This window comes from Micromonospora echinaurantiaca, from assembly GCF_900090235.1.
GTDB lineage: Bacteria > Actinomycetota > Actinomycetes > Mycobacteriales > Micromonosporaceae > Micromonospora > Micromonospora echinaurantiaca.
Genome location: NZ_LT607750.1, coordinates 719,879 through 737,309, shown reverse-complemented (window position 1 = coordinate 737,309; position 17,431 = coordinate 719,879). Strand labels below are relative to the sequence as shown.

Annotated in this window: 20 protein-coding genes and 1 riboswitch; of the genes, 10 read left to right on the top strand and 10 right to left on the bottom strand. The window is 73.4% G+C overall.

The annotated features are described in order from the left end of the window. Nucleotides 1-20 precede the first annotated feature (20 nt). The 6 genes from GA0070609_RS03460 to GA0070609_RS03435 form a co-directional block, all read right to left on the bottom strand. Entirely contained in the window at nt 21-866 is an 846-nt protein-coding gene (locus GA0070609_RS03460; RefSeq protein WP_157748045.1) for a hypothetical protein, read from the bottom strand. Further along, nucleotides 859-1,791, bottom strand: a complete 933-nt coding sequence (locus GA0070609_RS03455) for a hypothetical protein (RefSeq protein ID WP_088992456.1) — start codon at nt 1,789-1,791, stop codon at nt 859-861. The genes GA0070609_RS03460 and GA0070609_RS03455 overlap by 8 nt, the downstream gene beginning before the upstream one ends. Before the next feature lie 77 nt (nt 1,792-1,868). Further along, the gene (locus tag GA0070609_RS03450; RefSeq protein WP_088992455.1) at nt 1,869-2,702 is read right to left on the bottom strand and encodes a hypothetical protein; all 834 of its coding nucleotides are present in this window, start codon (nt 2,700-2,702) and stop codon (nt 1,869-1,871) included. A 190-nt stretch (nt 2,703-2,892) separates the two neighbouring features. Further along, entirely contained in the window at nt 2,893-4,272 is a 1,380-nt protein-coding gene (locus tag GA0070609_RS03445; protein WP_088992454.1) for a glycine--tRNA ligase, read from the bottom strand. A gap of 114 nt (nt 4,273-4,386) precedes the next feature. Further along, the gene (locus tag GA0070609_RS03440; protein WP_231928517.1) at nt 4,387-4,962 is read right to left on the bottom strand and encodes a hypothetical protein; all 576 of its coding nucleotides are present in this window, start codon (nt 4,960-4,962) and stop codon (nt 4,387-4,389) included. Nucleotides 4,963-4,986: 24 nt separating this feature from the next. Beyond that, nucleotides 4,987-5,328: an antibiotic biosynthesis monooxygenase family protein gene (locus GA0070609_RS03435; RefSeq protein ID WP_088992452.1), complete on the bottom strand. Its 342-nt coding sequence runs from the start codon at nt 5,326-5,328 to the stop codon at nt 4,987-4,989. Between the two features lie 27 nt (nt 5,329-5,355). Between GA0070609_RS03435 and GA0070609_RS03430 the strand changes: the two genes are divergently transcribed. From GA0070609_RS03430 to GA0070609_RS33495, 8 genes are all read left to right on the top strand, one after another. Further along, complete coding sequence (locus GA0070609_RS03430; RefSeq protein WP_088992451.1) at nt 5,356-5,613, top strand: hypothetical protein; 258 nt, start codon at nt 5,356-5,358, stop codon at nt 5,611-5,613. Nucleotides 5,614-5,667: 54 nt separating this feature from the next. After that, nucleotides 5,668-6,624 (top strand): metal ABC transporter substrate-binding protein, encoded by a 957-nt coding sequence (locus GA0070609_RS03425; protein ID WP_088992450.1) that lies wholly within the window; start codon nt 5,668-5,670, stop codon nt 6,622-6,624. Beyond that, on the top strand, nt 6,621-7,382 hold the full coding sequence (locus tag GA0070609_RS03420; protein WP_088992449.1) for a metal ABC transporter ATP-binding protein: 762 nt from the start codon (nt 6,621-6,623) through the stop codon (nt 7,380-7,382). Before GA0070609_RS03425 ends, GA0070609_RS03420 begins: the two co-directional genes overlap by 4 nt. A gap of 2 nt (nt 7,383-7,384) precedes the next feature. Then, entirely contained in the window at nt 7,385-8,251 is an 867-nt protein-coding gene (locus GA0070609_RS03415) for a metal ABC transporter permease (protein WP_088992448.1), read from the top strand. A gap of 43 nt (nt 8,252-8,294) precedes the next feature. Continuing rightward, entirely contained in the window at nt 8,295-8,594 is a 300-nt protein-coding gene (locus GA0070609_RS03410; RefSeq protein ID WP_088992447.1) for an ArsR/SmtB family transcription factor, read from the top strand. Next, nucleotides 8,591-8,986, top strand: coding sequence for a Fur family transcriptional regulator (locus tag GA0070609_RS03405; RefSeq protein ID WP_172899281.1), 396 nt, complete (start codon nt 8,591-8,593; stop codon nt 8,984-8,986). The genes GA0070609_RS03410 and GA0070609_RS03405 overlap by 4 nt, the downstream gene beginning before the upstream one ends. 63 nt (nt 8,987-9,049) lie before the next feature. Further along, nucleotides 9,050-9,655, top strand: coding sequence for a hypothetical protein (locus tag GA0070609_RS03400; RefSeq protein ID WP_088997461.1), 606 nt, complete (start codon nt 9,050-9,052; stop codon nt 9,653-9,655). A 9-nt stretch (nt 9,656-9,664) separates the two neighbouring features. Then, nucleotides 9,665-9,832, top strand: a complete 168-nt coding sequence (locus GA0070609_RS33495) for a hypothetical protein (protein ID WP_172899280.1) — start codon at nt 9,665-9,667, stop codon at nt 9,830-9,832. 708 nt (nt 9,833-10,540) lie between these two features. Here the strand turns inward: GA0070609_RS33495 and GA0070609_RS03395 are convergent. The 4 genes from GA0070609_RS03395 to GA0070609_RS03380 all read right to left on the bottom strand — a co-directional run bounded on the left by GA0070609_RS03395 (nt 10,541) and on the right by GA0070609_RS03380 (nt 14,990). Next, on the bottom strand, nt 10,541-12,562 hold the full coding sequence (locus tag GA0070609_RS03395) for an acyl-CoA dehydrogenase family protein (protein WP_088992445.1): 2,022 nt from the start codon (nt 12,560-12,562) through the stop codon (nt 10,541-10,543). A 135-nt stretch (nt 12,563-12,697) separates the two neighbouring features. Further along, nucleotides 12,698-13,201, bottom strand: a complete 504-nt coding sequence (locus tag GA0070609_RS03390) for a DUF6328 family protein (RefSeq protein ID WP_088997460.1) — start codon at nt 13,199-13,201, stop codon at nt 12,698-12,700. A 165-nt stretch (nt 13,202-13,366) separates the two neighbouring features. Next, nucleotides 13,367-14,116 (bottom strand): sugar isomerase domain-containing protein, encoded by a 750-nt coding sequence (locus tag GA0070609_RS03385; protein WP_088992444.1) that lies wholly within the window; start codon nt 14,114-14,116, stop codon nt 13,367-13,369. Nucleotides 14,117-14,156: 40 nt separating this feature from the next. Beyond that, nucleotides 14,157-14,990, bottom strand: a complete 834-nt coding sequence (locus tag GA0070609_RS03380) for an alpha/beta fold hydrolase (RefSeq protein WP_088992443.1) — start codon at nt 14,988-14,990, stop codon at nt 14,157-14,159. Nucleotides 14,991-15,068: 78 nt separating this feature from the next. Beyond that, nucleotides 15,069-15,174: riboswitch (TPP riboswitch) on the top strand. Between the two features lie 71 nt (nt 15,175-15,245). Between GA0070609_RS03380 and GA0070609_RS03375 the strand changes: the two genes are divergently transcribed. Together GA0070609_RS03375 and GA0070609_RS03370 are read left to right on the top strand one after the other, a co-directional pair. Beyond that, nucleotides 15,246-15,839 carry an ECF transporter S component gene (locus GA0070609_RS03375; protein WP_088992442.1) on the top strand — a complete coding sequence of 198 codons (594 nt, stop codon included), beginning with the start codon at nt 15,246-15,248 and terminating at the stop codon, nt 15,837-15,839. Nucleotides 15,840-15,953: 114 nt separating this feature from the next. Further along, nucleotides 15,954-17,369 carry an ABC transporter ATP-binding protein gene (locus GA0070609_RS03370; RefSeq protein WP_088992441.1) on the top strand — a complete coding sequence of 472 codons (1,416 nt, stop codon included), beginning with the start codon at nt 15,954-15,956 and terminating at the stop codon, nt 17,367-17,369. Nucleotides 17,370-17,431 lie beyond the last annotated feature (62 nt).

Genomic DNA, 17,431 nt, shown 5'->3' with positions numbered 1-17,431 from the left:
GCGGCGGCGACCGCCGCCGGTCAGCTGGCCGGGTTGGCCAGGATCAGCCCGGAGACGTCCACGATCACCGACGTGGTGCTGTCGGTGTAGATCGTGAACGTGTACGGCCGGTTGCTGTAGGTCCCGACCTGCACCTCGACCAGGTTGGAGAGGATCTGGTTCGGCCCCCACCAGTTCAGCGACGAGGTACCCGGCCGGGGCAGCTGGGCGCTGTACGCGGTCAGGAAGCCGGCCGCGACCGTCCCGGCCACCGTGATGTTGACGTACGCCGCCTGCGCCTGGCCCGGAGTGACGTCGGGCAGCCCGCTGATCGTCAACTGGATGGCGGTCTTGGCCTTCAGCCGGCCGCTGCTGTCGACGTTGGCCCGCCCACCGACGATGTACTTGTCGTAGGTGGTGGAGGTCGGCACCGCGCGGGTGTCCAGAATCCGGGTGGGCGGGATCGCCACCGTCCGGTTCGCCCACCGGGAGGTGTTCACGTACGCCTTGGTGTTGCTCCGGCCACCGATGACCAGGTTCCCCTCGGTGGTGACCGCGAGGGAGCCGGTGGGCATCTCCGTCGGGAGCAGGTTGTCCGGCTCGGGCGAGAAGCGCAGCGGCGCCTGGCCGGGCGCGCCGCGCAGGGCCAGCGTGGGGTTCGCCGACGAACCGCCCACCAGCACCGTCTCCGAGCCCTGGGCGTTGTTCAGGGCGCCCAGGACCACCGGGTCCCCCGGGTCGGCGCTCGCCGGCGCGGCGGCGGCCACCGCGCCGACGCCCGCGCCGGCACCAGCGACCACGCCGGCCTTGATGATCCGACGCCGGCTGGTCGACGGCTGCTCGTCGGCGCTCATGCTGCTGCTCTCCTCGGTTCCGTGGTCACTCACCGGTCCGCACCTCCCGGTCGCCGCGCTCGGCCAGCGCCTTGATCTGGCGGGCCCGCACCTCGGCAGTGCCGGACTCCGCGGCCAGCGACGTGCGGGCGGTCGTCTTGGGGCTGTTGATGACCGCCGAGTCGGGGTGGAAGACCAGCAGCCCGGTCACGTCGAGGATCAGCGCGGTGGCGCTCGCCTTCGGCACGTAGATGCCGACCACGTCCGGGTAGTAGTCGCCGTTGGCCGTCTCGTACGCGCCGAGCTGGGTGATCACGCCGTTGGAGAGCAGCTGCCCGGCGCTCCACCAGTTGATGGTGGAGGCGTTCGGGCGGTCGCCCCGGCCGTAGACGGTGACGAAGCCGGCCTTCTCGGTCTTGGCGACGGTGATGTTGCCCAACATCCCGTCGGCGTACTCGGCGATGCCCTGCAGGTGCACCACCAGGAAGCTGTCGGCGACCGCCCGGCCCTGCGAGTCGATCCGGCCGGCGCCCTCGACCAGCCGGGCCCGCCCGGCGGCGCTGCGGGTGTCCAGGATCCGGGTCGGCGGGATCGGCACCAGCATGGTCGAGTTGGCGGTGGTGTGCGCCTCGTACCGGACCGGCACGCCGGATTCGTGCACGCTGTACCCCAACCCGGCGCGGGTGGGGAAGATCGAGCCGTGCTCCGGGCTGGTGACGTCCTGCCGCTTGAGGTGCAGCGGCGCGCCGGTGGAGTTCTTCAGGGCGAGCGTCGCGCCCGGCGCCGAGCTGAGGACGGCGGTGGTGCCGGCGGCCTCGTTGGGCAGGCCGATGGTGAGCGGGTCACCCGAGGCGGCGCTGGCCGGCGTGGCGTTCGCGGTGGTCACCGCGGTGGCCGCGACGGCGGCGCCACCGGCCACGGCGGCCTTGCGCAGCAGGCCACGCCGCGACGCGGTGCGGTCGGGTTCGGACGAAGTCATCTCATTCCCCCGTTGGCTGGGTTGGTCTACGGCTGGCGGTCCGGACGGCGGCGCGGGCACGCCGACCGTCCCGGCGGCTACGCGCCACCGCCGACCTGGCTCGGGTGGCCGACCAGCAGGCTGGTCAGGTCGACGATCACGTGCGTCGGCGAGGTGGTCGCCTGGATCGTGATGACGCTGCGGAAGGCCCCGCTGGCACCGAGCTCGGTGAAGAGGAAGTTGGACAGGATCGTGCCGGCGGTCGACCAGTTCAACGTCGACGTGGCGGGCCGCGGGCCGGCGCCCCACACGGTCAGCACGCCGGAGCCGGTCATCCCCACCACGGTGACGTTGCCCTTCATCGCGTAGCCGTCCCGGACGTAGGAGTCCAGGCTGACCACGATGGGCTTGCCGGGGGTCAGCCGGCCGGTGGAGTCCAGCGTGTCCGCGCCCGAGACGATCAGGCGGCGCAGGTCGGCGTTGCGGGTGTCGAGCACCCGGGTCGGCGGCACGGCCACCGACGTGGTGGCCCACTCGCTGGTGTAGGCCCAGCCGTTGGTGCCGTTCTCCCCGCTGTCGACGCCCGCCCGGACGAACAGGTCGCCCATGTCGTCGACGGCGAGCGTGCCCACCTCGGAGTCGAGCACCTGGGGGTAGAGGCTCTCGCTGGGCACGAGCCGCAGCGGCGCCCCGCCGCTCGCCTGGAGGTCGAGCGCCTCCCCAGCGGTGGTGGTCACCGTGGTGGTGGCCGGGCCGGCGTCGTTCGTCGTACCCATGACGAGGTTGTCGCCCGGGGCGGCCTGGGCCGTGCCGGGCAGGCCGACCGCGGCGGCGACGCCAGCGCCGGCCGTGGTGGCGGCGACCGTGGCCGCCCGGCGCAGCAGCCGCCGGCGGTTCGGGTCGTGGTCGTGGTCCTGCGACGCGCGCGTCATGCACACCCCCGTGACGAGATTCAACGCCGGGAATGCTCGCACGAGATCATGGGCCGCTCAACCACCGGGTGACCGCTGACCTCGACCGACCAGGTGATTGGTCCGGATCGCCCGGAAAATGCTCACGGATGGTGCGCAACGGCGGACGGCCCCGCCCCCGGGATCGGGGCGGGGCCGTCGCGGTCGGGGTTCAGCAGCCGGGCAGGCGCTCGATCAGGTAGCGCTCGACCTGGTCCAGCGAGATCCGCTCCTGGGCCATGGTGTCCCGGTTCCGCACGGTCACCGCGTTGTCGTCGAGGGTGTCGAAGTCGACGGTCACGCAGAACGGGGTGCCGATCTCGTCCTGCCGGCGGTAGCGGCGGCCGATCGCCTGCGAGTCGTCGAACTCCACCACCCAGCGCTTGCGCAGCGTGGCGGCCAGGTCCTTGGCCTTCGGCGAGAGCGCCTCGTTGCGGGACAGCGGCAGCACCGCCACCTTGACCGGGGCCAGCCGCGGGTCGAACCGCATCACGGTCCGCTTGTCCACGCCGCCCTTGGTGTTCGGGGCCTCGTCCTCGTCGTACGCCTCCAGCAGGAACGCCAGCACCGCCCGGGTGAGGCCGGCGGCCGGCTCGATGACGTACGGCACCCAGCGCTCGCCCTTGGTCTGGTCGAAGTAGGACAGGTCGACGCCGGAGTGCTTGCTGTGCGTGGAGAGGTCGAAGTCGGTGCGGTTGGCGATGCCTTCCAGCTCGGCGAACTCGGTGCCGCCGAACTGGAAGCGGTACTCGATGTCCACCGTCCGCTTCGAGTAGTGCGAGAGCTTCTCCTTGGGGTGCTCGTAGAAGCGCAGGTTGTCCTCCGACAGGCCGAGGTCGAGGTACCAGTTCCAGCGCTCCCGCAGCCAGTACTCGTGCCACTGCTCGTCGGTGCCCGGCTCGACGAAGAACTCCATCTCCATCTGCTCGAACTCGCGGGTGCGGAAGATGAAGTTGCCCGGGGTGATCTCGTTGCGGAACGACTTGCCGGTCTGCGCGATGCCGAACGGCGGCTTCTTGCGGGCCACCGTCTCGACGTTCTTGTAGTTGACGAAGATGCCCTGGGCGGTCTCCGGGCGCAGGTAGTGCAGCCCCTCGTCGCTCTCCACCGGGCCCAGGAAGGTCTTCATCAGACCGTTGAACATCTTCGGCTCGGTGAAGGTGCCCTTGTTACCGCAGTTGGGGCAGTTCAGCTCGGCCAGCGACGCCAGCGGCTTGCCGTGCTTCTCGGCGTACGCCTCCTCGAGGTGGTCGGCCCGGAACCGCTTGTGGCAGAACTGGCACTCGGTCAGCGGGTCGACGAAGGCGTCCAGGTGGCCGGAGGCGGCCCAGACGTCGCGGGCCAGGATCACCGCGGAGTCCAGGCCGACCACGTCGTCGCGCTGCTGGACCATGGTCTTCCACCACTGCCGGCGGACGTTCTCCTTGAGCTCGACGCCGAGCGGACCGTAGTCCCAGGCCGACCGGGTGCCTCCGTAGATCTCACTGGAGGGGAAGACGAAGCCCCGGCGCTTGGCGAGGCTGACGACGGCGTCGATACGGTCGGCTGGCATGTTTCCTCCTACGCCGGCTGGCGGTCGGCGGGGACGTGATGTGGACGGAACGAGCAGTTCGGGACAACGGTACGGCCAGCAGGGTCCCGAGCCCAGCAGAATACCGGGGGCGGGTCAGTTGACCCCGCACACCTCCAGGCCACCGGTCTGCCGGTCCTGCCCGAGGATCACCTGCTGGCGTTCCTGCCGGCCGCCGCTGAAGGTCACGTCGACCGGCACGGTCAGGTCGGTGGTGTCGACCTCGCCGACCCGGTACGCGGCGACCTGCGGCTCGGCGGCCACCCGCCGCTCGAACTCGCGCCGCGACTCGCGCCGCTGCGCGTCGTCGCAGAGCTGGTCGTACGCCGCACCGAACTTCCGCTCCACCAGCGCCTGGTAGTAGTCCCCGGAGACGGTGCGGCCCTGCTCCTCGATCGCCTGCACCCCGCTGACCGCCAGCCCGACCACCGCCGCGCCGCCACCGCCGCAGCAGATCAGCACCGCCAGCGCCCCGGCGCCGAGGCCGAGCCAGAGCCGGGTGCGCCGCCCCTCGGTCGGCGGCGCCGCGAACGGCGGGGCCACCCCGGGCCCCTGCGGCGGCGTGGGCGCGCCCGGCTCCGCCGGCGGCCCGGGTACCGAAGGCGGCTGAGCACCCTCGTGGCCGGGCAGCTGGGGGTACGGCGAGGGGGCTGCCGGTCCGGGAGCGGTCATAGGAGCAGGGTAGTGCCCGCGGGCTCAGCGGTAAGGACCAGCGGCCCGATCGCTCGCCGCGACCACCACCTCGCCACCGGGGGCGGCGGTGGCCAGCGCCTCGTACGCGGACGGCTCGTCCAGGCTCTCGGCGAGCAGCGGGACGGCGGTGACCTTGACGTCGAAGCCGCCCAGGGCGCGCCGGTAGGTGCCCACCGACTCCCACTCGGTGAGAAGGCACCAGTGCCGCGGGTCGTCCAGCGCCCGGACCAACTGGCCGCGCAGGTAGCCGGGTCGGGCGGCGAGCGCCGCGAGGGCGGCGTGCGCCCGCTCGGTGAACGCCTCGGCGACATCGACCTCGACCACGAACCGGTTGGTCACCAGCACCGGCCACCTCCTCGTAGAGTCTGTGGGATGCAGCGTACGCAGAGCTCCCTGCCGGGTCGGCTGGCCCGGGCGAACCCGACGACGGTGTTCCTGGTCACGCTGGTGCTGGTGCTGGTGGCCTTCTTCACCCCGGGCGTGGCGGGCGGCCTGCTCACCCTGCTGCTGGCCGCCGGGATGGCCGCGCTGCTGGTCACCACCTGGTCGGTGCAGACCCCGCAGACCCGGGTGATCCGGCTGCTGGTGCTCACCCTGCTGATCACCGCCGGGCTGGTGAAGCTGCTCTGACATGCAATCATGCGTTTTTGACAATCATTATCGTTCGCGCGGACAGTTGACGTCATGAACTTCCGCACCGCTCCGCGCGCCCTGGCCGCAGCCACCACCGCCCTGCTCGCCCTCGGCGGCGTGGCCGCCTGCTCCGACGACGGCGCGGCCGGCGCCGACCCGCAGCGGGTCGACGTGGTGGCCGCCTTCTACCCGTTGCAGTTCGTCGCCGAGCGGGTGGGCGGGGACGCGGCCGCGGTCAGCAACCTGGTCAAGCCGGGCGCCGAGCCGCACGACCTGGAACTCAACCCGCGCCAGGTGGGCCAGGTCACCGAGGCGGAGCTGGTGGTCTACCTCAAGGGCTTCCAGCCGGCCGTGGACGAGGCCGTCGCGCAGAACGCCGCCGACCGCTCCTTCGACGTGGCCACGGTGCAGCCGCTGCTGGACGCCAGCGCCGGCGGGCACCAGCACGAGCACGAGGGTGAGGAGGCCGGGCACGCCGACGAGACCGGTGGCAAGGACCCGCACCTCTGGCTCGACCCGACCCGGCTGTCCGCCGTGGCCGACCGGCTCGCCGAGCGGTTCGGCCAGGCCGACCCGGACCGGGCCGCCGACTACACCGCCCGGGCCGCGGCGCTCCGCACCGACCTGGCGAAGCTGGACGCCGAGTACACCGAGGGGCTGAAGACCTGCCAGCGCCGGGAGATCGTGGTCAGCCACACCGCCTTCGGCTACCTGGCCGAGCGCTACAAGCTGGAGCAGATCGGCCTCACCGGGCTCAGCCCGGAGGTCGAGCCCGCCCCGCAGCGGCTGGCCGAGGTGGCCGAGGAGGCCCGCGAGCACGGCGCCACCACGATCTTCTTCGAGACGCTGGTCAGCCCGAAGGTGGCCGAGACGATCGCCGCCGAAGTCGGCGCCCGCACCGCCGTGCTGGACCCGCTGGAAGGCCTGTCCGCCGACCACGGCGGGGACTACCTTTCGGTGATGCATACCAACCTGGAGACCCTTCGGACGGCGTTGAGCTGCTCGTGAGCGCACCTGTCATCACCGTCACGCACGGGGTGGTCGGCTACGACGGCCGCCCCGTGCTGCGGGACGTCTCGCTGAACGTGACCGCCGGCGAGGTGGTCGCCGTGCTCGGCGCCAACGGCTCCGGCAAGTCGACGCTGATCCGCGCCGTGCTCGGGCTGGTCCCGCTCAGCGCCGGATCGGTCACCCTCTTCGACCGACCGCTGCGGCGGTTCCGGCAGTGGCACCGGATCGGGTACGTCCCGCAGCGCCTCGGCGCCGGCGGCGGCGTACCGGCCACGGTGCGCGAGGTGGTGGCCTCCGGCCGGCTCGCCCGGCGCGGGGTGCTCCGCCCACCGGGCGCGGCCGACCGGGCCGCCGTCGACGCGGCGCTGGCCGCCGTCGGGCTCGCCGACCGGGCCAGGGACCCGGTCGCCACCCTCTCCGGCGGGCAGCAGCAGCGCACCCTCATCGCCCGGGCGCTGGCCGGCCGGCCCGAGCTGCTGGTGCTCGACGAGCCCACCGCCGGGGTGGACGCGCACAGCCAGGAGGCGTTCGCCGGGGCGCTGCGCGACTTCGTCGCCGGCGGCGGGACGGTGCTGCTGGTGGCGCACGAACTCGGGCCGCTGCGCCCGTTGATCAGCCGCGCGGTGGTCGTGCACGAGGGCGGCATCTGTCACGACGGGGCGGTGCCCGAGCCGGCCGGCCACCACGCCGAGCCCGACCACGACCACGTGCACCCGCACGGTCCCGACGAGCCCGCCGGGCTCTGGAGCAGCTGACCATGGAACTCTTCCAGTACCCCTACATGCAGCGTGCCCTGATCGGCGCGCTGGTCATCGGGCTGGCCGCCCCGGCGCTCGGCATCTACCTGGTGCAGCGCCGGCTGGCGCTGATCGGCGACGGGGTGGGCCACGTGGCGCTCACCGGCGTCGGCGCCGGTCTGCTGCTCAACCGCTCCCCGGTGCTCGTCGCGGTGATCGCGGCGACCATCGGCGCGATCACCATCGAGGTGGTCCGCTCCCGCGGCCGCACCTCCGGCGACCTGGCCCTGGCGCTGCTCTTCTACGGCGGCATCGCCGGCGGCGTGATGCTGGTCGGTCTCTCCGACAGCACCAGCGCCAACCTCAACGCCTACCTGTTCGGGTCGCTGACCACCATCTCCCCCGCCGACCTGACCACCATCGCCGTGCTGGGGGTGGCGATCCTGGTCACCATGCTGGCGCTGCGCCCGGCGCTCTTCGCGGTCAGCCACGACGAGGAGTACGCCCGGGTCTCCGGCCTGCCCGTCCGCACCCTCAACCTGCTCATCGCGGTCACCACCGCGGTGACCGTGACCATCGCCATGCGGGCGGTCGGCGTACTGCTGATCAGCGCGCTGATGGTGGTGCCGGTGGCCACGGCGCAGCAGGTCACCAAGGGCTTCCGCAGCACCATGACGGCGGCGATGGCGCTCGGCCTGTTCGCCGCCGGCGCGGGCGTCTGGGTGGCGGCCACCGCCGACACCGCCCCGGGCGCCTCGGTGGTGCTGCTGGCGATCGCCTCGTTCGCCGTGGTCGCCGGGGCCGGGGCCGCGTGGCGGGTGCTCCGCCGGCGGAGCACGCCGACGCCCGAGCCGGCGCCCGAACCGCACGAGGTGGTGCTCCACTGAGCCCGTGCGGCACTGTCGCGGCGGGATTGGTTACCGTTATCCGGTGAGCAGCGGGTCAGGCTACGACGCGTACGAGGGCGCGAGTGAGCTGCTGCGCGCTCTGTCGGCGCCGATCCGGCTGGCCATCGTCAGCGAACTCGCCGCGGGCGAGCGCTGCGTGCACGAGCTGGTGGAGAAGCTCGGCGTCGCGCAGCCGCTGGTCTCCCAGCACCTCCGCGTGCTGCGCGGCGCGGGCGTGGTGCGCGGCTCCCGGCGCGGCCGGGAGATCGCGTACACGCTGGTCGACGAGCATGTGGCGCACATCGTGGCCGACGCGGTCAGCCATGCCGGGGAGGGATCATGAGCAGCGGCTCGGCGGTCCGCAACACCCGCCAACGCTCCGCGGTCAGCGCCCTGCTGGCCGAGATGGAGGGCTTCCACAGCGCACAGGACCTGCACGCCATGCTGCGCCAGCGCGGCGAGCGGGTCGGGCTGACCACTGTCTACCGCACCCTGCAGGGGCTGGCCGACGCGGGCGAGATCGACGTGATGCGGCCGCCCGGCGGCGAGCACCTCTACCGCCGGTGCAGCGAGGGGCACCACCACCACCTGGTCTGCCGAGCCTGCGGCCGGACGGTCGAGGTGGCCGGCCCGGCGGTGGAGACCTGGGCCGAGCGGGTGGCCGCCCAGCACGGCTACGCCGACGTCAGCCACACCCTGGAGATCTTCGGCACCTGCCCGACCTGCGCCGGCTGAGCACCCCCTCCGGGCCGCGCCGGCGGGATGCCGCCGAGGGCCGGCCGTGGCACGCTGTCCGGCGTGAAGATCTACGCTGATCGCTTCCCCATCGCCGTCCGTCAGCTGATCACCGACCTGCTCGTCGTCGCCTGGGTGTACGCCGCGGTGCGCGGCGCGCTCTGGCTGCACGACCTGGTGCAGAAGCTCGCCGTACCCGGGCAGAAGCTGGAGGGGGCCGGCGGCGGACTGGCCGACAACCTGGCCGAGGCGGGCGGCAAGGTCGGCCGGGTGCCGCTGGTCGGCGACGAACTGACCGCGCCGTTCGAGCGGGCCGCCGGTGCCGCCCGGTCGCTGGCCGAGGCCGGCCGGGACCAGCAGGAGCTGGTCGACCAGCTGGCCCTGGCCCTCGCCGTCGCGGTACTCGTGTTCCCGCTCGCCCTGGTGCTCTTCGGCTGGCTGCCGCTGCGGGTGCGCTGGATGCGCCGCGCCGGGTCCGCCGCGAAGCTGGCCGCCGCACCCGCGGGCCGGGACCTGCTGGCCCTGCGCGCGCTGGCCACCCAACCGCTGGGCCGGCTGACCCGGATCGCGCCGGACGTGGCCGAGGCGTGGCGGCGCGGCGACGACGCCACGGTCGACGCGCTGGCCGCACTGGAGCTGCGCCAACTCGGCCTACGCGGGGGCCGCTAAGGTCGTCGGGTGTTCTACTTCCTGGTCGTCATCGCCGTCCTGCTGCTGGCGTACGCCGCCGTCCTGGTCACCTTCGTCCGCAAGGGTCGCAAGATCCCGCCGGCGGCGTACCTGGGGCTGGCCGTGCTGAACGGGCTGATCCTCGCGGCGATCCTGGCCTGGGCCATCGCCCGCTGACCCCGGTCCTCGACCGCCGCCCTCGATCCCCGCGCTCGCTGCGCGGCTCTCGGTCCCCGGCGCTCGCTGCGCGGGCCCCGATCGTCGGCCGTCAGTCCCGGCGCTGGTTCCCGGTCGTCGGTCATGGTCGGAGTCGGGGGAATCATCGGTCGGGGTTCCCGATCCTCGCCTCCGGCCGCAGTCGGAGCTTCGGTCACGATCGAATAGCCACCAGCCGAAAGCCGCGGCACCAGTCAGCGGCTGGCCTCAGCGGCACCAGCCGGCGACCGGCGACCGGCGACCGGCGGCCAGCGGCCAGCGGCCAGCGGCCAGCGGCCAGCGGCCAGCGGCCAGCGGCCAGCGGCCAGCGGCATTCTCGCGATGGAGGTTGATACCTGTGAGTCATCAAAATGACTCAGAGGTATCAAGCTCCGTGGTGGTACTCCCTGGCAGTGGCGACACGCCCGAGGAGTCGTCGCCCGCCAGCGGGTCACGGCCCGCCTGGCCGAGGAGGCGCCAGCAGGCCACAGCACCGAGGACCGACTCTCGAACCCCGACACGGTCAGTCGAGGCGCGCGCCCGACGCCGACGGCCAAGGCACATGCCCCGACGCCGACGGCCGAGCCGCGCGCCCCGACGCCGACAACCGAGCCACGCCCCCGACCCGACCGAGCCGGCGCCCGACGCGGGCGGCCGGGGCGCGGGCCGGGGCGGGACGGTCAGCCGGCCTCAGCGCGGTGGCGGGATGCGGCGGCGGACGTCGGTGGCGGTGGACGGTCCGGGCGACCAGCGGGCCACCCAGGGCAGGTCGTCGGCCGGGGTGATGACGCCGGACTCCAGGTCGGCGTAGCGGCCGTCGAGGATCCGCTTCGCCGCGGCAACGTCGACCGAGTCGGTGTTGTCCCACAGCGCGGTGAAGAGCGCGTCGACGCGGACCCGGGCCTGCCGGCAGAACAGGTCCGCCAGCTCCACGTTCTCCGGCCGGGCGTCCCGTTCGGCGTACGCCCGGACGCAGACCGCGGACATCGCGAACAGTTCGGCGCCGATGTCCACCACCCGGCCGAGGAACGCCTGCTTGCGTTCCATCCGACCCTGCCAGCGGGACATCGCGTAGAACGTCGAGCGGGCCAGCTTGCGCGAGTAGCGTTCCACCTGCCGCAGGTGCTTGGCGAGCGGCCCGAACTCGGCGTACGCCCCGGGGGTCTGGCCCCGGCCGACGGCGAGGGTGGGCAGCCACTTCGCGTAGAAGGCCCCGGCCCGCGCGCCCGCCCGCGCCTTGCGGCCGAGCCCGGCGTCCGGGTCGATGATGTCTCCGGCGACGGAGAGGTGCGCGTCGACCGCCTCCCGGGCGATCAACAGGTGCATGATCTCGGTGGAACCCTCGAAGATCCGGTTGATCCGCAGGTCACGCAGCAGTTGTTCGACCGCGGCCGGCCGCTCGCCCCGGGCGGCCAGCGACTCGGCCGTCTCGTAGCCGCGCCCACCTCGGATCTGGATCAGGTCGTCGGCGATCCGCCAGGCCATCTCGCTGGCGTAGAGCTTGACCAGCGCCGCCTCGATCCGGATGTCGTTACGGTCGTCGTCGGCCAGCAGGCAGCACAGGTCCAGCATGGTCTCCATGCCGTACGTGGTGGCGGCCATGAAGGAGAGCTTCTGCGCGACCGCCTCGTGCTCGCCGACCGGCCGGCCCCACTGCACCCGCTCGGCGGCCCAGCCCCGGGCCACGTGCAGCGCCCACTTGCCGGCACCGACGCACATCGCGGGCAGCGACAGCCGACCGGTGTTCAGGGTGGTCAGGGCGATCTTCAAGCCCTTGCCCTCGCCGCCGATCACGTTCTCCTTCGGCACGAAGACGTCGTGGAACCGGGTGACGCTGTTCTCCAGGCCGCGCAGGCCGAGGAAGGCGTTGCGCCGTTCGATGGTGATGCCCTCGGCGTCCCCCTCCACCACGAAGGCGGTGATGCCGCCGCGCCGCCCCTCGGCCGCCGGCACCCGGGCCATCACCACGAGCAGGGTGGCGACCGTGCCGTTGGTGGCCCACAGCTTCACGCCGTTGAGCCGGTAGCCGGTGCCGTCCTCGGTGGGCTCGGCGGTGGTGGCCAGCCGGGCCGGGTCGGAGCCGACGTCCGGCTCGGTGAGCAGGAACGCGGAGACCTCGCCGGCGGCGAGCCGGGGCAGGAAGCGCTGCTTCTGCTCGGCGGTGCCGAACATCTTCAGCGGCTGCGGCACCCCGATGGACTGGTGCGCCGAGAGCAGCGCCCCGATCGCCGGGCTCACCGAGCCGGCCAGCATCAGGGCCCGGCAGTAGTGCAGGTTGCTCAGCCCCAGCCCGCCGTACGACCGGTCGATCTTCATGCCGAAGGCGCCCAGCCGGGCCAGCCCGTGGAAGACCTCGTCCGGGATGGACGCGTCGCGCTCGATCGCGGCGCCGTCCACCTCGGTGGTGAGGAACTCGCGGAGCTGGCCGAGGAACTCGTCGGCCCGCGCGTCGTCCGCCGGATCCGAGCGGGGCCAGGGGTTGATCAGGTCCAGCCGGAACCGGCCGAGGAAGAGTTCCTTGCCGAAGCTGGGACGGTCCCAGGTGGACTCCCGGGCGGCCTCGGCGACCTGGCGGGCCTCCTTTTCGGAGACCTGGCCCGCCTCGGTCGGCAACGGCCCGGCGACGCCGGGCGCGGTCACGCCGTCGGCGGGGGTGGGCTGGTCGGAGCCCGCGCCGTCGGGCGCGGAGCGGCTGTTCTGCGTCGTGGTCACGGTTGCCCCCTCGAACCTCGGTCCGGCTGCGTCAACGTGCTCGACACACGCAACGCTACCCCCGGGTGTTACCCAGGGGTAGCGTTCGGTAAAGATCGAGTTTTCTCGACGCGGCCCAGTGGCCGGGGTACGCGCTCAGTCGCCGGGGATGCTTCGCGGGTCGTCGTCCTCGTCGTCGATGTCGTCCTCGCCCCAGTTGCGTCGGGCGAACGGCAGGATCACCCAGAAGGTGAGGAACCACAGGCCGGCGGCGCCGCTGAGCACCAGGGCGACGCTCCGGTCCAGCACGAAGTCGGTGATCAGCAGCACCGCGCTGACCATCGAGATCAGCATGAAGGCGAGACCGGCGCTGGCCATCTTGTGGGCGAAGCGGACCAGCTCCGGCTTGCGCCCCTGACGGAACAGCGCCCGGTGGAACGCCACCGGCGAGATGATCATCGCGGTGGCGGCCGCCGCCGCCAGCAACGCGACGATGTAGACGTCCTTCTGGAAGCCGCTGGTGCTGGTGAACCCGTTGCTGAACGGCAGGGTGAGCAGGAAGGCGAAGAGGATCTGCACACCGGTCTGGGCGACCCGCAACTCCTGCAGCAGGTCGGCGAAGTTGCGCTGCCAGCGCTGCCGCTCGGTTTCCTTCGACACGGGGGCCACCTCCGGTGAGACGTTACTGCCGGCGGGGGCCACCCCGCCGGCAGCAACGCTGATGCCCCACCGCGCTCGTCACGAAACCGGCTCACGACCCGGGCCCGGCGGTACCGCGACCTCGGCATCCCGGGGCTCGACGCTCCGCGGCGCAGGCCCCGTGGCTCAGGCCCCGCGCCGGATCCGGCCGGCGTACCGGGCCTCCAACTCGTGGTTGTGCTCGTCGCCGCCGGCGATGTTGGCCGACAGGTAGACCGGCGGGCGCTCCCCCGCCGCCAGCAACCGGGCCACCACCTCGACCGTGATCTGCTGGGCCAGCAGCGCCGCGGTGATCGACGAGACCGCGCCGACCGCGCCGCCGCCGGGCAGCGGCAGGGTGGCGTCGCCGTACGGGGCGCCGTTGTCCAGCACCACGTCGGCGTAGTCGGCGAGCTTGCGACCGGACGGGTGCCGCGAGGTCATCCGGGCCGAGTGCTGCGCCGAGGTGATCGCCACCAGGGCGTGCCCCTTCTCCTTGACCAGGGACGCGAACTCCACCATCGCGCCGTTGACGCCGGAGTTGGAGGCCAGCACGAAGACGTCGCCGGGACGGACCGGGGCGAGGTCGTAGAGCTTGTGCGCCACCGACGGGTCCCGCTCCAGGGTCGGGCCGAGCAGGTCGACCGGCTCGCCGCCGAGCAGCACCAGGTCGCGCAGGGCGATCCGGTTGGTCGGCACCAGGCCGCCGGCCCGGCCGGCGATCTCCATCGCCAGCGCCTCCGAGTGCCCGGTGCCGAAGGCGTGCACCACCCCGTCCGCGCGCACCGCGTCGGCGATCAGGTCGGCCGCCCGTCCGACCGCCTCGCGCTGGCTGGCGGCGACCCGGCCCATCGTCTCGGTCACCACGGCCAGGTAGTCCTCGGCACTCACCGTCATGCTTCCTCCGTCCATCACTGCCTGCACCTCGCGTCGGCCGTCAGGCCAGTCCGCGTACCCGGGCCAGGATCGCCTCGGCCAGCGGCGCCGGCGCCTCGTCCGGGATCCAGTGGCTCACCCCGGGCAGTTCCACGAAGCGGTAGTCCCCGGTCACCCGCTCGGCGCACGCCTCGGCGGCGGTCCGGCCGATCGCCACGTCCTGGTCGCTCCAGACGAACGTGGTCGGCACGGTCACCGGGCCGGTGGCGGCCAGCTCCGTCCGCGACGGCATCGCCCGGTACCAGTTCAGCGCGGCGGTCAGCGCGCCCGGCTCGCGCATCGGCTCGGCGTACGCCGCCACCCGGTCGGCGTCGCCAACCCCGGCGAGCATCCGGCGCAGCGCCGTGGCGTTCAACCCCAGCAGCACCTTCTCGGCCTTGCCGGGCTGCCGGAACAGCACGATGTACGCCGAGCGCACCTTCTGCTGCGGGTCGTTCGCCAGCGCGTACGCCATGGCGGCCGGGTGCGGCACGGAGACCGCGGTCAGCGTGCGCACCCGCTCCGGGTGCCGGACGGCCAGTTCCCAGCCGACCAGCGCACCCCAGTCGTGGCCGACCACGTGCGCGGTCGACGCGCCAAGGGCGTCCAGCACGGCCAGCGCGTCGGCGACCAGTTCGTCCATCCGGTACGCCTCGACCGCCTCCGGCCGCGCGCCGGGCGAGTAGCCGCGCTGGTCCGGCGCGTACGTGCGCAGTCCGGCGGCGTGCAACGTCGGGACCACGTCGTCCCACTCCCCACCGTGCTGGGGGAAGCCGTGCAGCAGGAGCGCGGGGTCGCCGCCCTCCGGGCCGCCGACGCGTACCTCGAACCGCAACCCTCGGGCGTCGATGCGCATGATCGGCAGCCTACCCAGGCCGGCGCGGGCGGCTCGTCTCGGCGCTGCCGGCGGTGCTAGCGTCTGCCGGGACAACTTCACATCCGACAGGGGAGCGCACAGCGCTGAGAGTGCGGGCACCACCCGCAGACCCTCGAACCTGATCTGGGTAATGCCAGCGCAGGGAGTTCGGTCGACCTCCAGCCGCGCCGCCGTCCGGGGCACCGGGCGCGGCGTGCGTCTTCTCCTGGTTCGTAGTCAGGACTGGGAGCACTCATGAAACAACACCCCGCCACCAACCGGTGGCGCACCATCGACATCGTCGTGGCCGCGGTGATCGCGGTGGCCTTCGGCGTCATCTTCTGGGCCTGGGGCCTGCTCTGGCGGGCCGTCGACCCGGCGTTCGCGTTCTTCCCGGCCGGCCAGGCGGTCATGTACGGCGTCTGGCTGGTGCCGGCGGTGCTCGGCGGCCTGATCATCCGCAAGCCCGGCGCGGCGCTGTTCTGCGAGGCGGTCGCCGCGACGATCTCCGCGCTGCTCGGCTCCGAGTGGGGCGGGATCACCATCGTCCAGGGTCTGATCCAGGGTCTCGGCGCCGAGTTGGCCTTCGCCGCCTTCCGGTACCGCTCGTTCCGGCTGCCGACCGCGCTGCTCGCCGGCACGCTGACCGGCCTCGGCGCGGCGCTGTTCGACTTCTTCGTCTGGAACGTCGACTACGCGCTGGGCAGCTACCGGATCCCGTACGCGCTGCTGACCGTGGTCAGCGCCGCGATCATCGCCGGCGTCGGCGGCTGGTACCTGACCCGGGCCCTGGCCGGCACCGGCGCCCTGGACCGCTTCCCCGCCGCCCGCGACCGCACCCTGGTCTGACCCGCCCATGCCCCGCCCCCGCCCCACCTCGTCGATCATGAAGTTGTTGCCCTCCGCACCGGCGTGTCGCGGCAACAACTTCATGATCAACCCTGCCCGGGCGGGGGTGGGAGCGTGAGTTCCGTACTGGTGCGGGGGTTTGGGTGGCGGCATGCGGGGCGGCGCGCTTGGGCGGTGCGGGGGGTGGACCTGCGGGTGGAGAGCGGAGAGCGGGTGCTGCTGCTCGGGCCTTCGGGGGCCGGCAAGAGCACCCTGCTCGCCGCGCTGGCCGGCCTGCTGCCCGAGGACTCCGGCGAGCAGGAGGGCACCGTCGAGATCGACGGGCTCGACCCGCGCAAGGGCCGGGAACGGGTCGGCATCGTCTTCCAGGACCCGGAGAGCCAACTGGTGATGGCCCGCAGCGGCGACGACGTCGCGTTCGGGCTGGAGAACCGGGGGGTGCCCGCCGGGGAGATCTGGCCCCGGGTGGACGAGGCGCTGCGCCGGGTCGGCTTCCCGTACCACCGGGACCGGCCCACCGCCGCGCTCTCCGGCGGCGAGCAGCAGCGCCTGGCCCTGGCCGGGGTGCTCGCCCTACGCCCGGGCCTGCTGCTGCTCGACGAACCCACCGCCAACCTCGACCCGGCCGGCGCCGCGCTGGTCCGGGACGCGGTCGCCGGGGCGCTGGACGCGGACACCACGCTGATCCTGGTGGAACACCGGGTCGCCGACGCGTTGCCGCTGGTCGACCGGGTGGTGGTGCTGGAACCCGGCGGCGGCGTCCGCGCCGACGGCACCCCGGAGGCGGTGTTCGGCGCGCACGGCGACGCGCTCGCCGCCGAGGGGGTCTGGGTGCCGGGCCGTCCGGTGCCGCCGCGCCGGGCCGTCGCCCCGGCCGGCGACCTGCTGCTCACCGCCGACCGGCTCGGCCTGCCGCCCCGGCTGGCCCCCACCGACCTCGGGGTACGCGCCGGCGAGGCGCTCGCCGTGCTGGGCCCGAACGGGGCCGGCAAGTCGACCCTGGCCCTGCTGCTCGGCGGGCTGCTCCGGCCCGGAGCCGGCACGGTGACCGCGAGCCCGGCGCTGGCCGGCCCGGACGCCCGCACTCCCCCGCACCGGTGGCGCGCCCCGGCGCTGGCCCGGCGGATCGGCTCGGTCTTCCAGGATCCCGAGCACCAGTTCGTCACCGGCACGGTCTTCGACGAGTTGGCGCTGGGGCCGCGCCGCACCGGTTCGCCCGAGCCCGCGATACGCGCCACCGTGGACGCGCTGCTGGCTCGGCTCCGGCTGGAACGGCTGGCCGCCGCCAACCCGTACACCCTCTCCGGCGGCGAGGCGCGGCGGCTGAGCGTCGCGACCGCCCTGGCCACCGCGCCCCGGCTGCTGATCTGCGACGAACCCACCTTCGGCCAGGACCGGCGGACCTGGCTGGAGCTGGTGGACCTCTTCGCCGAGCAGCGCGACGGCGGGCACGGCGTGGTCACCGTGACCCACGACCCGGAGTTCGTCGCCGCACTGGCCGACCGCACCCTCACCCTGGGTCGCGCATGACCAGCTCACACCCCGTCCCCACACCGCACCTCCGGCCCGACCGGCCCCGCACCCTGGACCGC

Coding starts and splice junctions, on each gene's coding strand:
- GA0070609_RS03430 (WP_088992451.1), top strand. CDS start 5,356: ATGCAGCGTACGCAGAGCTCCCTGCCGGGTCGGCTGGCCCGGGCGAAC.
- GA0070609_RS03385 (WP_088992444.1), bottom strand. CDS start 14,116: ATGACGGTGAGTGCCGAGGACTACCTGGCCGTGGTGACCGAGACGATG.
- GA0070609_RS03425 (WP_088992450.1), top strand. CDS start 5,668: ATGAACTTCCGCACCGCTCCGCGCGCCCTGGCCGCAGCCACCACCGCC.
- GA0070609_RS03440 (WP_231928517.1), bottom strand. CDS start 4,962: ATGACCGCTCCCGGACCGGCAGCCCCCTCGCCGTACCCCCAGCTGCCC.
- GA0070609_RS03405 (WP_172899281.1), top strand. CDS start 8,591: ATGAGCAGCGGCTCGGCGGTCCGCAACACCCGCCAACGCTCCGCGGTC.
- GA0070609_RS03445 (WP_088992454.1), bottom strand. CDS start 4,272: ATGCCAGCCGACCGTATCGACGCCGTCGTCAGCCTCGCCAAGCGCCGG.
- GA0070609_RS03380 (WP_088992443.1), bottom strand. CDS start 14,990: ATGCGCATCGACGCCCGAGGGTTGCGGTTCGAGGTACGCGTCGGCGGC.
- GA0070609_RS03455 (WP_088992456.1), bottom strand. CDS start 1,791: ATGACTTCGTCCGAACCCGACCGCACCGCGTCGCGGCGTGGCCTGCTG.
- GA0070609_RS03375 (WP_088992442.1), top strand. CDS start 15,246: ATGAAACAACACCCCGCCACCAACCGGTGGCGCACCATCGACATCGTC.
- GA0070609_RS03415 (WP_088992448.1), top strand. CDS start 7,385: ATGGAACTCTTCCAGTACCCCTACATGCAGCGTGCCCTGATCGGCGCG.
- GA0070609_RS03450 (WP_088992455.1), bottom strand. CDS start 2,702: ATGACGCGCGCGTCGCAGGACCACGACCACGACCCGAACCGCCGGCGG.